Annotated in this window: 12 protein-coding genes and 4 pseudogenes; 9 read left to right on the forward strand and 7 right to left on the reverse strand. The window is 47.6% G+C overall.

What is annotated here, in order from left to right:
- Together ACUU1I_RS15685 and yniD are read left to right on the forward strand one after the other, a co-directional pair.
- Positions 1–431, forward strand: a pseudogene (locus ACUU1I_RS15685) (hypothetical protein); the annotation flags it as partial.
- A 171-nt stretch (positions 432–602) separates the two neighbouring features.
- The gene (yniD, locus tag ACUU1I_RS15690) at positions 603–710 is read left to right on the forward strand and encodes a small membrane protein YniD (RefSeq protein WP_001142445.1); all 108 of its coding nucleotides are present in this window, start codon (positions 603–605) and stop codon (positions 708–710) included.
- A 52-nt stretch (positions 711–762) separates the two neighbouring features.
- On the opposite strand, the gene ACUU1I_RS15695 is transcribed toward yniD, so the two are convergent.
- Entirely contained in the window at positions 763–1,521 is a 759-nt protein-coding gene (locus ACUU1I_RS15695) for a DUF481 domain-containing protein (RefSeq protein WP_000771396.1), read from the reverse strand.
- Between the two features lie 285 nt (positions 1,522–1,806).
- Between ACUU1I_RS15695 and pfkB the strand changes: the two genes are divergently transcribed.
- The 3 genes from pfkB to ACUU1I_RS15710 all read left to right on the forward strand — a co-directional run bounded on the left by pfkB (position 1,807) and on the right by ACUU1I_RS15710 (position 4,093).
- Positions 1,807–2,736, forward strand: coding sequence for a 6-phosphofructokinase II (gene pfkB, locus ACUU1I_RS15700; RefSeq protein WP_000251736.1), 930 nt, complete (start codon positions 1,807–1,809; stop codon positions 2,734–2,736).
- A gap of 100 nt (positions 2,737–2,836) precedes the next feature.
- Positions 2,837–3,127, forward strand: a complete 291-nt coding sequence (gene ghoS, locus ACUU1I_RS15705; RefSeq protein WP_000146159.1) for a type V toxin-antitoxin system endoribonuclease antitoxin GhoS — start codon at positions 2,837–2,839, stop codon at positions 3,125–3,127.
- Positions 3,128–3,232: 105 nt separating this feature from the next.
- The gene (locus ACUU1I_RS15710) at positions 3,233–4,093 is read left to right on the forward strand and encodes a fructosamine kinase family protein (protein ID WP_000267663.1); all 861 of its coding nucleotides are present in this window, start codon (positions 3,233–3,235) and stop codon (positions 4,091–4,093) included.
- A gap of 40 nt (positions 4,094–4,133) precedes the next feature.
- Here the strand turns inward: ACUU1I_RS15710 and ACUU1I_RS15715 are convergent, their stop codons facing one another.
- The gene (locus ACUU1I_RS15715; RefSeq protein ID WP_000222164.1) at positions 4,134–4,670 is read right to left on the reverse strand and encodes a YniB family protein; all 537 of its coding nucleotides are present in this window, start codon (positions 4,668–4,670) and stop codon (positions 4,134–4,136) included.
- 146 nt (positions 4,671–4,816) lie between these two features.
- Between ACUU1I_RS15715 and hxpB the strand changes: the two are divergent.
- The 3 genes and pseudogenes from hxpB (at position 4,817) to tcyP (ending at position 7,760) form a co-directional block, all read left to right on the forward strand.
- Positions 4,817–5,484: pseudogene (gene hxpB, locus ACUU1I_RS15720) on the forward strand (hexitol phosphatase HxpB).
- A gap of 162 nt (positions 5,485–5,646) precedes the next feature.
- Positions 5,647–6,237 (forward strand): metal-dependent hydrolase, encoded by a 591-nt coding sequence (locus tag ACUU1I_RS15725; RefSeq protein ID WP_001297653.1) that lies wholly within the window; start codon positions 5,647–5,649, stop codon positions 6,235–6,237.
- A gap of 132 nt (positions 6,238–6,369) precedes the next feature.
- Positions 6,370–7,760 (forward strand): annotated as a pseudogene (tcyP, locus tag ACUU1I_RS15730) (cystine/sulfocysteine:cation symporter).
- A gap of 3 nt (positions 7,761–7,763) precedes the next feature.
- Here tcyP and ACUU1I_RS15735 read toward each other — a convergent pair.
- A pseudogene (locus tag ACUU1I_RS15735) lies at positions 7,764–8,568 on the reverse strand (protein YdjO).
- A 288-nt stretch (positions 8,569–8,856) separates the two neighbouring features.
- On the reverse strand, positions 8,857–9,120 hold the full coding sequence (gene cedA, locus ACUU1I_RS15740; RefSeq protein WP_001241561.1) for a cell division activator CedA: 264 nt from the start codon (positions 9,118–9,120) through the stop codon (positions 8,857–8,859).
- Positions 9,121–9,302: 182 nt separating this feature from the next.
- Between cedA and katE the strand changes: the two genes are divergently transcribed.
- On the forward strand, positions 9,303–11,564 hold the full coding sequence (gene katE, locus ACUU1I_RS15745) for a catalase HPII (RefSeq protein ID WP_000077846.1): 2,262 nt from the start codon (positions 9,303–9,305) through the stop codon (positions 11,562–11,564).
- A gap of 46 nt (positions 11,565–11,610) precedes the next feature.
- Here katE and chbG read toward each other — a convergent pair whose 3' ends face one another.
- The 3 genes from chbG to ACUU1I_RS15760 all read right to left on the reverse strand — a co-directional run.
- The gene (gene chbG, locus ACUU1I_RS15750) at positions 11,611–12,369 is read right to left on the reverse strand and encodes a chitin disaccharide deacetylase (protein ID WP_000440442.1); all 759 of its coding nucleotides are present in this window, start codon (positions 12,367–12,369) and stop codon (positions 11,611–11,613) included.
- Positions 12,370–12,381: 12 nt separating this feature from the next.
- A complete protein-coding gene (gene celF, locus ACUU1I_RS15755) occupies positions 12,382–13,734 on the reverse strand; it encodes a 6-phospho-beta-glucosidase (RefSeq protein ID WP_000078733.1) in 1,353 nt (450 codons plus the stop codon).
- Positions 13,735–13,838: 104 nt separating this feature from the next.
- Positions 13,839–14,013: helix-turn-helix domain-containing protein (locus tag ACUU1I_RS15760; RefSeq protein WP_449144857.1), on the reverse strand; the 175-nt coding region annotated here is incomplete at its 5' end.

Here is a 14,013-nt window from a genome sequence, read left to right on the forward strand (position 1 = left end):
TGAAAATACATGATGGTGAGCCAGGATTATACGCCGCAATGGAAAATAATCACCCTTTGTGTGTCACACGGTTCCTCTCTAAAATTAATGGCATCGCCTTTAAATACAAGTTGAGCAAAGCTAACATCATGGATTTATTAAAAGGAGCTACAGCACAGGGACCCCCTGCATTATACATCGCCATGAGCAAGGGTAATGAAGACGTCGTGTTATCTTATATATCGACGCTGGGTGCTTTTGCAAAAAAACATTCTTTTAGTCAACATCAGTTATTTACACTATTGGCCGCTAAAAATCATGACAACATGTCAGCTGTTCATATAGCCATTCATCATAAGCATTATAAAACTGTAGAAACATATTATGCTGCTATAAATGTCATCAGCCAAAGCCTGAGTTTTAGTGCTGATGAAATAAAGACGTATTTATAACCAGCTATTTACGATATATATCGATACATAATTTTATTTTTTTCATAAAACGCAGAAACAGTGACCATGTGCACAACGCCACCCGACGGCTGTAATAACAAAAAATCCCTTGATGCCTGTCCCTTTTGTTACACTCCGTTATCACGCACAAGAGATATGCAGGACACTGGTATGCCGACTAAACGCTTTGATAAAAAACACTGGAAGATGGTGGTGGTGCTACTGGCAATCTGTGGCGCTATGTTGTTGCTACGTTGGGCAGCAATGATTTGGGGCTGAGCAGTGACAAACGAAGACAGCCAGACCGCATAACACGGTCCGGCAGATAATTTTACATGCTGTAGCCCAGCGATAAGGTTGTCCGACGGTCGGTATGTTCCGGTGCAGACTCTGGAGGTTCAGAGTTCCATGTGACGTTGTAAGCCACCTTCAGTCCAAAATGTTCATTAATAGCAACATTTAATGCGCTTTCGGAGTTCAGCGTTGTGTCTTCCGCGCCAAAGACCGAAACACCCTGCGTAAATTTAGCGTTGTCAGTCAACTGCCATGCATAAGCCCCGGAGGCATAGCCCAGCGGCTGGGTTTCACTGGCATTGTCGGTATATTTGTCGTAACGCACACCTGGACCGAATTCAAAGCGGAAACTGTGTACCGGGCCATTCAAAAACTGACGACCATAACCCGCGGTCAACACATCGCGCTCTCGATAGCCGTTATAACGGTCTGTCAGCCAGCTTGCCTGACCAAATAAATAGTCATAATCAGTTAAATTAAAGCGGCTACGCCCGCCCGCCGCATATTTTTCTGAAGAACGCTCATCATTAGAAGAAGTATTACTGGCGTTCCCCCACAGCGACCAGGCAGTGGTTTGTCCATACCAGGTCATGGTGGTGTCAGCCGTAAGTGAGGAGCTTTTCGTATTGCCTGATTGTGCAAGATATCCTGCGTTCAGATTACCTTCGAAAGGTTTTTTAGCGCTGGCAGGATCGTCCATGACAGTAAAAACGGAATCATCGGCAGCTGCATTCAGTGACGCAAACATGCCCCCCGCCAACATAACGATGGCAGGAACTGTCTTCAAAAGCTTCATTTATCAAGAGTCCGTACAACAAAAAAGAGACCATCACGGTCCCGGAAACTTTCTTAAGGATCAAAGATTAGCGTCCCTGGAAAGGTAACGAATTATAAAAAGGCGCGAATAACTTAGCAATGTATTCTTATTTCATTTTTTGAATAAGCATGTGGCGAAAACAGATTTTTATTTATATATATTTATCTGCAAAATTTTAAATAAAGCTCTAATAAATCATATTGTTAATTTCTTCACTTTCCGCTGATTCGGTGCCAGACTGAAATCAGCCTATAGGAGGAAATGATGGTACGTATCTATACGTTGACACTTGCGCCCTCTCTCGATAGCGCAACAATTACCCCGCAAATTTATCCCGAAGGAAAACTGCGCTGTACCGCACCGGTGTTCGAACCCGGGGGCGGCGGCATCAACGTCGCCCGCGCCATTGCCCATCTTGGAGGCAGTGCCACAGCGATCTTCCCGGCGGGTGGCGCGACCGGCGAACACCTGGTTTCACTGTTGGCGGATGAAAATGTCCCCGTCGCTACTGTAGAAGCCAAAGACTGGACCCGGCAGAATTTACACGTACATGTGGAAGCAAGCGGTGAACAGTATCGTTTTGTTATGCCAGGCGCGGCATTAAATGAAGATGAGTTTCGCCAGCTTGAAGAGCAAGTTCTGGAAATTGAATCCGGGGCCATCCTGGTCATAAGCGGAAGCCTGCCGCCAGGTGTGAAGCTGGAAAAATTAACCCAACTGATTTCCGCTGCGCAAAACCAAGGGATCCGCTGCATCATCGACAGTTCTGGCGAAGCGTTAAGTGCAGCACTGGCGATTGGTAACATCGAGTTGGTTAAGCCTAACCAAAAAGAACTCAGTGCGCTGGTGAGTCGCGAACTCACCCAGCCAGACGATGTCCGCAAAGCCGCGCAGGAAATCGTTAATAGCGGCAAGGCCAAACGGGTTGTCGTTTCCCTTGGTCCACAAGGAGCGCTGGGTGTTGATAGTGAAAACTGCATTCAGGTGGTGCCACCACCGGTGAAAAGCCAGAGTACCGTTGGCGCTGGTGACAGCATGGTCGGCGCGATGACACTGAAACTGGCAGAAAATGCCTCTCTTGAAGAGATGGTCCGTTTTGGCGTAGCTGCGGGGAGTGCAGCCACACTCAATCAGGGAACACGTCTGTGCTCCCATGACGATACGCAAAAAATTTACGCTTACCTTTCCCGCTAACAAAAACATTCCCCCAGCATTGGGGGAATCACCACCAACCTGTCGGCAACGCGTTTCTCCGACTATGCTCAAAAGTCATGTGATAACAAAGGGGTGAACTATGGCCAGTGGCGATCTTGTCCGTTATGTCATAACCGTCATGTTGCATGAGGATACATTGACTGAAATTAACGAGTTGAATAATTACCTGACTCGCGACGGTTTTTTGCTCACCATGACGGATGATGAGGGAAATATCCATGAGCTGGGGACTAACACTTTTGGACTTATCAGTACCCAAAGTGAAGAAGAAATTAGAGAACTGGTTTCGGGGCTTACCCAAAGTGCAACCGGCAAAGATCCTGAAATCACCATCACGACCTGGGAGGAATGGAATAGCAACAGAAAATAAATGGTTTTTGGGCAATAATCAGTCTGTGGTGTGCGTTAGCTCGTGTTTTTACACCGCATTCTTGCGCTAACCTTATGATCTGGCAGACAACATGGGAGAGACATCATGTGGCAGGCAATCAGTCGTCTTTTGAGCGAGCAGTTAGGTGAAGGCGAAATCGAACTGCGTAATGAACTGCCTGGCGGAGAAGTCCATGCCGCATGGCATTTGCGCTATGCAGGACATGACTTTTTCGTCAAATGTGATGAAAGGGAACTGCTTCCCAGTTTTACCGCCGAAGCCGACCAACTGGAGTTACTGTCGCGTAGTAAAACCGTCACCGTGCCTAAGGTTTGGGCAGTAGGCGCTGACCGTGACTACAGTTTTCTGGTGATGGATTATCTCCCACCTCGTCCGCTGGATGCGCATAGCGCATTTATTCTTGGTCAGCAAATTGCGCGTTTACATCAATGGAGTGACCAACCACAATTTGGCCTCGATTTTGATAACTCGCTCTCCACAACTCCACAGCCCAACACCTGGCAACGTCGCTGGTCAACGTTTTTTGCTGAACAACGGATTGGCTGGCAGTTGGAACTGGCAGCAGAGAAAGGGATCGCTTTCGGCAATATCGACGCCATCGTCGAGCATATTCAGCAGCGTCTGGCCTCGCATCAACCGCAGCCTTCTCTGTTGCACGGCGATTTATGGTCCGGCAACTGTGCGCTGGGTCCGGATGGCCCGTACATTTTCGACCCTGCCTGCTACTGGGGTGACCGAGAGTGCGACCTGGCGATGTTACCGCTGCATACTGAACAGCCGCCACAAATCTATGACGGCTATCAGTCAGTATCCCCGCTACCTGCCGATTTCCTTGAACGTCAACCGGTTTACCAACTCTACACGCTGTTAAATCGTGCAAGATTATTTGGCGGTCAGCATTTGGTTATTGCTCAGCAGTCATTGGATAGATTATTAGCAGCATGATATGGGTTGAGGATAATGGCCGCTCCGTGCGGCCTTTTGATTAAATAAACCCAAGCAGAGAAAAGAACACATAACCTGCAGCAATACAAATAACCGGCAGGATATATAGTGAGAAAAACTGCAGGAAAATAGTATGGTGCGGAACAACAATACGGGACTCAATTTGTTCACGCGTTAGCCCCTCTTCCCCTTTGGCTTTTTCCAGAATGAGTTGATCTTCAACACCTTCCCGCAAGAAGCGCGCCTGGCGACTCATCCGGGCACCGGAATCCTGCAACGCCAGTCCGACAAAAATCAGGATGAAAATCACCCAGAACATAACGTTCACACCACCATTAAAATTAGGGGTCGGGGAGTTATACCAGAACAGATTCAAAAAAGGCGTATTCGCCTGCATCATATCGATCATGACATGAGCAAAGTCGAGCATGACCGCATTAATGCCTTCCTGGTTTTCCTGCCGGGTATTCATAAATTTCAGCAAAGAAATCAATGTAGAGATCAATGCAGGTATAAAAATCACCCAACCCAAAATCCTTTTCAAAACAGCAATGCGTCCAGCTTGTTGATACGTCATGAGTTCTCCTTGATTAAGACGCGTCGTTTCACTTAGTTTACCTGTAGATATCTGTTTTCGCCCATTCTTTAAAGGCGATATGATAGGCGCTTAATCATAAGCACGGCTTAATACCTTACACATAATGCTCTAAAGGAGAGGTTGTAATGTCAACCCCGCGTCAGATTCTTGCTGCAATTTTTGATATGGATGGATTACTTATCGACTCAGAACCTTTATGGGATCGAGCCGAACTGGATGTGATGGCAAGCCTGGGGGTAGATATCTCCCGTCGTAACGAGCTGCCGGACACCTTAGGTTTACGCATCGATATGGTGGTCGATCTTTGTACGCCCGGCAACCGTGGAATGGGCCAAGCCGTCAGGAAGTAGTAGAACGGGTTATTGCCCGTGCCATTTCACTGGTTGAAGAGACACGTCCATTATTACCAGGCGTGCGCGAAGCTGTTGCGTTATGCAAAGAACAAGGTTTATTGGTGGGACTGGCCTCCGCGTCACCACTACATATGCTGGAAAAAGTGTTGACCATGTTTGACTTACGCGACAGTTTCGATGCCCTCGCCTCGGCTGAAAAACTGCCTTACAGCAAGCCGCATCCGCAAGTATATCTCGACTGCGCAGCAAAACTGGGCGTTGACCCACTGACCTGCGTGGCGCTGGAAGACTCGGTAAATGGCATGATCGCTTCTAAAGCAGCCTGCATGCGTTCCATCGTCGTTCCTGCGCCAGAAGCGCAAAATGATCCACGTTTTGTATTAGCAAACGTCAAACTCTCATCGCTGACAGAACTCACCGCAAAAGACCTTCTCGGTTAATGACCAGGGGCAGTGATCACGCTGCCCCTGGTTCTTTATCTGAATTTGCATTCAACTGACGGATTAATCGTCAATTTAAGAGAAAGAGTTACACCGTCACCACTTCCGTGCACTGTATAAAAATCCTATACTGTACGTATCGACAGTTTAGTGAGTTTTATCATGACGGCGGAAGGTCACCTTCTCTTTTCTATTGCTTGTGCGGTATTTGCCAAAAATGCCGAGCTGACGCCCGTGCTGGCACAGGGTGACTGGTGGCATATTGTCCCTTCCGCAATCCTGACGTGTTTGTTACCGGACATCGATCACCCAAAGTCGTTTCTTGGGCAGCGATTAAAATGGATATCAAAACCGATCGCCCGCGCTTTTGGGCATCGTGGTTTTACCCACAGTCTGCTGGCGGTATTTGCGCTGCTGGCAACCTTTTACCTTAAGGTTCCGGAAGGCTGGTTCATTCCGGCTGATGCGCTACAAGGAATGGTGCTGGGTTATTTGAGCCACATACTTGCCGATATGCTGACACCCGCCGGTGTTCCCCTGCTCTGGCCATGCCGCTGGCGTTTCCGCTTGCCTATCCTGGTTCCCCAAAAGGGCAACCAACTGGAACGTTTTATCTGCATGGCATTATTTGTCTGGTCGGTATGGATGCCCCATTCATTACCCGAGAACAGCGCTGTTCGTTGGTCATCGCAAATGATCAATACCTTGCAGATCCAGTTTCATCGGCTTATTAAGCATCAGGTTGAATACTAAAAAGGCAAAAATCACCTTTCTGGAATAAGCAATTCCATTTGAATATAAGAGCCAGCTCACAGTTCTGTTAATCTTGCGCCAACACTATGACTGCTACGCAGTGATAGAAATAATAAGATCAGGAGAACGGGGATGAACTTTCCATTAATTGCGAACATCGTGGTGTTCGTTGTACTGCTGTTTGCGCTGGCTCAGACCCGCCATAAACAGTGGAGTCTGGCGAAAAAAGTGCTGGTGGGTCTGGTGATGGGTGTGGTTTTTGGCCTTGCCCTGCATACCATTTATGGTTCTGACAGCCAGGTACTTAAAGATTCTGTACAGTGGTTTAACATCGTTGGTAACGGCAATGTTCAACTGCTGCAAATGATCGTTATGCCGTTAGTCTTCGCCTCTATTCTGAGCGCGGTTGCCCGTCTGCATAACGCATCTCAGTTAGGCAAAATCAGTTTTCTGACCATCGGTACGCTTTTGTTTACCACGCTGATTGCGGCGCTGGTCGGTGTGCTGGTCACCACCTGTTTGGTTTGACGGCTGAAGGTCTGGTTCAGGGTGGTGCAGAAACTGCACGTCTGAACGCCATTGAAAGTAACTATGTTGGTAAAGTCTCTGATCTGAGCGTTCCGCAGCTGGTCTTGTCCTTTATCCCGAAAAACCCGTTTGCCGATCTTACCGGAGCCAATCCGACGTCAATTATCAGCGTGGTAATTTTTGCCGCATTCCTCGGCGTAGCTGCATTGAAACTGCTGAAGGATGATGCGCCGAAAGGTGAACGCGTCTTAACCGCTATCGATACCCTACAAAGCTGGGTGATGAAACTGGTTCGCCTTGTCATGCAGTTGACCCCTTACGGCGTTCTGGCTCTAATGACCAAAGTGGTTGCAGGTTCTAACTTGCAAGACATCATCAAACTGGGAAGTTTCGTTGTCGCGTCCTACCTCGGTCTGCTGATTATGTTTGCTGTGCATGGCATTCTGCTGGGCATTAATGGCGTGAGTCCGCTGAAGTACTTCCGTAAGGTATGGCCTGTGCTGACGTTTGCCTTTACCAGCCGTTCCAGTGCTGCGTCTATCCCACTGAATGTGGAAGCACAAACGCGTCGTCTGGGCGTTCCTGAATCCATCGCCAGTTTCGCCGCCTCTTTCGGTGCAACCATTGGTCAGAACGGCTGCGCCGGTTTGTATCCGGCAATGCTGGCGGTGATGGTTGCGCCTACGGTTGGCATTAACCCGCTGGACCCGATGTGGATTGCGACGCTGGTCGGTATTGTTACCGTTAGTTCCGCAGGCGTTGCCGGTGTCGGTGGTGGTGCAACTTTCGCCGCACTGATTGTGCTGCCTGCGATGGGCCTGCCAGTAACCCTGGTGGCGCTGTTAATCTCCGTTGAACCGCTTATCGACATGGGCCGTACGGCGCTAAACGTTAGTGGCTCGATGACAGCTGGCACGCTGACCAGCCAGTGGCTGAAGCAAACCGATAAAGCCATTCTGGATAGCGAAGACGACGCCGAACTGGCACACCGTTAATTCTTATGCTGGCAACGGTCCGTTTTGTATAGGGGCCGTTGCTTTACTTTTTAAATGTTCCATCGCGGCGATGCATACTGACTCATATTTAAACAGATCGTCAGCGAAAAAAATGTCCAACTTATCAATACATTCCTGGCTCAATGAATGTGCCTGTAGTGAGAAGCTTAAAACCTCATACCCGAAACGTTTTCTAAGTGAACTATCTGGAATACTCATAATATCTTCAAGCACACCACTTCCCATTCCCGGAAGATTTAGTGGATTAAAAAGAAGATTGATATTAAGCATTGATATTATCGAAGGAAACTTTAGGAGACTCTCATTTTTTTTGAATCGCAGCAAAAATGCTCCCGGCAGGATGTATATAATTTTTTTCATAGTATATAGTCCTTAAATAATGAATAACCAACCTATTTTTTATATTGATCAAATTCGTCATTTTTTCGGGTCGGAATTCACAGGTAAAATCCATCCCAACAAAATCCTCATTAATATCTCTTATCCGAAACTCACTGCCATAAAGATTATTAATTATCACTCTATATTTAACATTGTCCTGCAGATACGTATCAAAACTAAGTGCTGGCGCTCCTAGCTTTGAGGCATCATAGTTAATGTTAGACATATAGGCAATCATACGATTGAAGTTCGACTCTGCTATTTCATCGCAGTCACATTGACCCGTTGATATAAAGAAAGTGAGTGCCGCCATGGTAGACTCAAGCCTTTCTTTAAAAGAGTCGAAAGCCAGGCTTTTAATATTTAAATCACCATAATTACTCTGTATTAAGTTTGTAGAAAACATCTCCCGCCTCATATTGTTAACAAAATTATTATCTTATTTAAATCTAAGCCATTTACAATATAAGTTTAAGAGCGACGCCACAGGATGAACTATCAAAAATAACTCATCATGATTAGCAAAACTTAACCATTTTAAAATAAATAAACAATTAAAGAAAAAAGATCACTTATTTATAGCAATAGCTCGTCAAAGGCAGCTTTTTGTTACAGGTGGTTTGAATGAATGTAGCAACGAAATGCAGAATTTCAGGTCCTGTAACTCCCGGCAAAACCAGGAGGTATGTAATCCTTACTCAGTCACTTCCCCTTCCTGGCGGATCTGATTTGCCCAACGTTGGGCAGATTCAGGCACAGTAAACGCCGGTGAGCGCAGAAATGACTCTCCCATCAGTACAAACGCAACATATTTGCCACGCAGCATCCAGACATCACGAAACGAATCCATCTTTATCGCATGTTCTGGCGGCGCGGGTTCCGTGCGTGGGACATAGCTAATAATCTGGCGGTTTTGCTGGCGGAGCGGTTTCTTCATTACTGGCTTCACTAAACGCATATTAAAAATTAGAAAAACTGTAGTTTAGCCGATTTAGCCCCTGTACGTCCCGCTTTGCGTGTATTTCATAACACCGTTTCCAGAATAGTCTCCGAAGCGGAATCTGGCTGGTGGTCTATAGTTAGAGAGTTTTTTGACCAAAACAGCGGCCCTTTCAGTAATAAATTAAGGAGACGAGTTCAATGTCGCAACATAACGAAAAGAACCCACATCAGCACCAGTCACCACTACACGATTCCAGCGAAGCGAAACCGGGGATGGACTCACTGGCACCTGAGGACGGATCTCATCGTCCAGCGGCTGAACCAACACCGCCAGGTGCACAACCTACCGCCCCTGGGAGCCTGAAAGCCCCTGATACACGTAACGAAAAACTTAATTCTCTGGAAGACGTACGCAAAGGCAGTGAAAATTATGCGCTGACCACTAATCAGGGCGTGCGCATCGCCGATGATCAAAACTCACTGCGTGCCGGTAACCGTGGTCCAACGCTGCTGGAAGATTTTATTCTGCGCGAGAAAATCACCCACTTTGACCATGAGCGCATCCCGGAACGTATTGTTCATGCACGCGGATCAGCAGCTCACGGTTATTTCCAGCCATATAAAAGCTTAAGCGATATCACCAAAGCGGATTTCCTCTCAGATCCGAACAAAATCACCCCAGTATTTGTTAGGTTCTCTACCGTTCAGGGTGGCGCTGGCTCTGCCGATACCGTGCGTGATATCCGTGGTTTTGCCACCAAGTTCTATACTGAAGAGGGTATTTTTGACCTCGTTGGCAATAACACGCCAATCTTCTTTATCCAGGATGCGCATAAATTCCCCGATTTTGTTCATGCGGTAAAACCAGAACCGCACTGGGCAATTCCACAAGGGCAAAGTGCCCACGATACTTTCTGGGATTATGTTTCTCTGCAACCTGAAACTCTGCACAACGTGATGTGGGCGATGTCGGATCGCGGCATCCCCCGCAGTTACCGCACCATGGAAGGCTTCGGTATTCACACCTTCCGCCTGATTAATGCCGAAGGGAAGGCAACGTTTGTACGTTTCCACTGGAAACCACTGGCAGGTAAAGCCTCACTCGTTTGGGATGAAGCACAAAAACTCACCGGACGTGACCCGGACTTCCACCGCCGCGAGTTGTGGGAAGCCATTGAAGCAGGCGATTTTCCGGAATACGAACTGGGCTTCCAGTTGATTCCTGAAGAAGATGAATTCAAGTTCGACTTCGATCTTCTCGATCCAACCAAACTGATCCCGGAAGAACTGGTGCCCGTTCAGCGTGTCGGCAAAATGGTGCTCAATCGCAATCCGGATAACTTCTTTGCCGAAAACGAACAAGCAGCATTCCATCCAGGTCATATTGTTCCTGGTCTGGACTTCACCAACGATCCCCTGTTGCAGGGACGTTTGTTCTCCTATACCGATACACAAATCAGTCGTCTTGGTGGGCCGAATTTCCATGAGATTCCGATTAACCGCCCGACCTGCCCTTACCATAATTTCCAGCGTGACGGCATGCATCGTATGGGGATCGACACTAACCCGGCGAATTATGAACCGAACTCGATCAACGATAACTGGCCGCGCGAAACACCACCGGGGCCGAAACGCGGCGGTTTTGAATCATACCAAGAGCGCGTGGAAGGCAATAAAGTTCGCGAGCGCAGCCCATCGTTTGGCGAATATTATTCCCATCCGCGTCTGTTCTGGCTAAGTCAGACGCCATTCGAGCAGCGCCATATTGTCGATGGTTTCAGTTTTGAGTTAAGCAAAGTCGTTCGTCCGTATATTCGTGAGCACGTTGTTGACCAGCTGGCGCATATTGATCTCACTCTGGCCCAGGCGGTGGCGAAAAATCTCGGTATCGAACTGACTGACGACCAGCTGAATATCACCCCACCTCCGGACGTCAACGGTCTGAAAAAGGATCCATCCTTAAGTTTGTACGCCATTCCTGACGGTGATGTGAAAGGTCGCGTGGTAGCGATTTTACTTAATGATGAAGTGAGATCGGCAGACCTTCTTGCCATTCTCAAGGCCCTGAAGGCCAAAGGCGTTCATGCCAAACTGCTCTACTCCCGAATGGGTGAAGTGACTGCGGATGACGGTACGGTGTTGCCTATAGCCGCTACCTTTGCCGGTGCACCTTCGCTGACGGTCGATGCGGTCATTGTCCCTTGCGGCAATATCGCGGATATCGCTGACAACGGCGATGCCAACTACTATCTGATGGAAGCCTACAAACACCTTAAACCGATTGCGCTGGCGGGAGACGCGCGCAAGTTTAAAGCAACAATCAAGGTAGCTGACCAGGGTGAAGAAGGGATTGTGGAAGCTGACAGCACCGACGGTAGTTTTATGGATGAACTGTTAACGCTGATGGCAGAACACCGCGTGTGGTCACGCATTCCTAAGATTGACAAAATTCCGGCGTAAATATGGATAAGGTCACGTCCCCTGGGGAGTGACCTTACCACCTTACTTACACATCAAGATAACTACCCAACCGATAACCACGCTCAGCAATTGCATATTTCAACGACGCTGATGTCAGCACTTCCAGCTCCGTTAACCGTGGGAAACAGTAAGCACTCTGACGGATAGTATTATCGATAAACGCCGGATGACACATCACCTCCAGCGAAGGATCACCCCGATGGCTTGCGTCATCCAGCACTTGCAGGAACAGTGCCTCGCTAATCTCTTCACCATAAAACGCGCTACTGAATCCCTGCGAACTGCGCAGATTAGCCGGTAAATCACCAGCGTTAGATAGCGGCTGACGGTCGATGCGCAACGCAATCCCCTCTTCAGCCGCAAACCTGGCAACAATCGGGAAAATCTGCGGGAACATATGCACATGATGATGGCTATCAAGATGCGTAGGTTTGCGTCCAAATAGCTCAATGAAACGCAAATACTGACTGGCAAGCTCCTGAGTAATTTCTTCCAGCGGTAAAGCATCTTCTTCTGCCAACTGCCAGATCCATTTTCCCAGCACACCATCGCGGGTTAACCCCGGCATAGCTGTCAGTGGCTTGCCCATAGTAAGGACAAAGTGCATCCCTATGGCCAGACTCGGTTCATCACGACTCAACTGCACCGCATGGTCAATAGCCTGCCCATTCACCAGCGCCGTCGTCGATGTGACAATCCCATTGCGACAGGCCTCGATAATGCCGTAGTTCTGACCTTTGCTTAAGCCAAAATCATCGGCATTAACAATCAGTAAGCGTTCCATAATCAGCCTCGGTTAATGTGCTTTTTTAAGCTCTGCGATGCAGTCGGCAAAATTTGGCAGCCATTTCTCGTGCGCCAGAATCATCTCGCGTGCCAGCAGCTCAGCATCGCGATCGGAATGCACCAACGGACTAAGGTTTAGCGCCAGTAACACATCGTTAAATTCTCCGCTAAGTGCGGCGTTGCTGGCAGCAATCTCGAAGCCTTTAATGGTGTGAATCAGCCCCATCACTTTATCATCGAAATGCGTAATGCGCGGATGTGGCGTCGCGCCATCGCGCCCCAGCTTACAGGTCATTTCTACCGCCCAGTCTGCCGGAATATTATCAATATGCCCATGATGCGGGATATTAACGTAATGTTCAGCTTGCTTGTCGTTGTAGATAGCGTTGATCACTTCGCACGCTGCATCAGAGTAATAAGCCCCACCGCGCTGTTCCAGTTCTTTCGGCTTAACTTTCAACTCCGGGTTTTTATACAGCTCAAAAAGTTGTTTCTCGACTTTCTGTACTACCTGCGCTCGTGCGCCGCCTTTGTAGTATTCGCCCATTTCAATAGCCAGCATCTCTTTTTGCTTGAAGTAATAAAGCAAATAAGAACACGGCAACAGATTCAGAGAACGAATTAAGCCTTCGCTAAATGGCAGATCGAAAATATTTTTAACGCCAGATGCTTTTAACTGCCCGGATGCCACACCATCAAGCAATTCGGCAAAGCGCGACTTGCCATTTACCAGCACATTCTTAATGAACACCATATGGTTGAGGCCAAACAAATCGATAGATAAATCATCGCTGTCTTTCAGCATCAGAACATCGTGAATAAACATCTTCATGCCGATCGGAATATTACACACGCCGATAAAGCGTTTAAATCCGGTATGACGATAAACGGCTTCAGTAACCATTCCCGCCGGGTTAGTGAAGTTAATCACCCATGCATTCGGACAAAGTTCTTCGACATCTTTTACGATGTCAAAAATCACCGGAATGGTACGCAGACCTTTAAACAAACCGCCCGCGCCGTTGGTTTCCTGACCAAGATAACCATGACTTAATGGAATACGTTCATCCAGTTCACGCGCCGGTAATTGGCCAACGCGCAGTTGGGTAGTAACGAAATCAGCATCTTTCAATGCTTCGCGGCAATCCAGCGTTTTATAAAGCTTCATCGGGACGCCAGCGTTATCAATCATCCGTTGGCAGAGATCGAAAATAATATCCAGTTTAGCTTTGCCACCCTCGACATCCACCAGCCATAATTCGCTGACCGGCAATTCGTGATAACGCTTAATAAATCCTTCCAGTAACTCCGGGGTATAGCTGCTCCCGCCACCAATAGTGACGACTTTTAATTTCTGGCTCATAATTTCTCCCTTCAGTACAGAATACTGATATCTGGCATATCTGCCCCCCCGGACATAAATAATCCAGCAACAGGACAGATATGTGAATTGTCAGGTATAACGACTTACTGATTAAATTCAGTCAATTTCTTACGATATCTCTTAGGCGTAAAGGACGTTAATTTCTTAAACGTTTTAATAAACAAACTCGGGCTACTATAACCGGCCTCAAACGCAATATCCGTCACGGAATAGTTGGTCATTTCCAGTTGTTTTTTGGCAAAATTAATACGGATCTCA

This window comes from Shigella sp. SIG3 (assembly GCF_053555855.1).

What these genes read in the sequence shown, in the direction of transcription:
- chbG (WP_000440442.1), bottom strand. Translation starts at nt 12,369, where the DNA reads ATGGAACGCTTACTGATTGTTAATGCCGATGATTTTGGCTTAAGCAAA.
- yniD (WP_001142445.1), top strand. Translation starts at nt 603, where the DNA reads ATGCCGACTAAACGCTTTGATAAAAAACACTGGAAGATGGTGGTGGTG.
- ghoS (WP_000146159.1), top strand. Translation starts at nt 2,837, where the DNA reads ATGGCCAGTGGCGATCTTGTCCGTTATGTCATAACCGTCATGTTGCAT.
- katE (WP_000077846.1), top strand. Translation starts at nt 9,303, where the DNA reads ATGTCGCAACATAACGAAAAGAACCCACATCAGCACCAGTCACCACTA.
- pfkB (WP_000251736.1), top strand. Translation starts at nt 1,807, where the DNA reads ATGGTACGTATCTATACGTTGACACTTGCGCCCTCTCTCGATAGCGCA.
- cedA (WP_001241561.1), bottom strand. Translation starts at nt 9,120, where the DNA reads ATGCGTTTAGTGAAGCCAGTAATGAAGAAACCGCTCCGCCAGCAAAAC.
- ACUU1I_RS15725 (WP_001297653.1), top strand. Translation starts at nt 5,647, where the DNA reads ATGACGGCGGAAGGTCACCTTCTCTTTTCTATTGCTTGTGCGGTATTT.
- celF (WP_000078733.1), bottom strand. Translation starts at nt 13,734, where the DNA reads ATGAGCCAGAAATTAAAAGTCGTCACTATTGGTGGCGGGAGCAGCTAT.
- ACUU1I_RS15710 (WP_000267663.1), top strand. Translation starts at nt 3,233, where the DNA reads ATGTGGCAGGCAATCAGTCGTCTTTTGAGCGAGCAGTTAGGTGAAGGC.
- ACUU1I_RS15695 (WP_000771396.1), bottom strand. Translation starts at nt 1,521, where the DNA reads ATGAAGCTTTTGAAGACAGTTCCTGCCATCGTTATGTTGGCGGGGGGC.
- ACUU1I_RS15715 (WP_000222164.1), bottom strand. Translation starts at nt 4,670, where the DNA reads ATGACGTATCAACAAGCTGGACGCATTGCTGTTTTGAAAAGGATTTTG.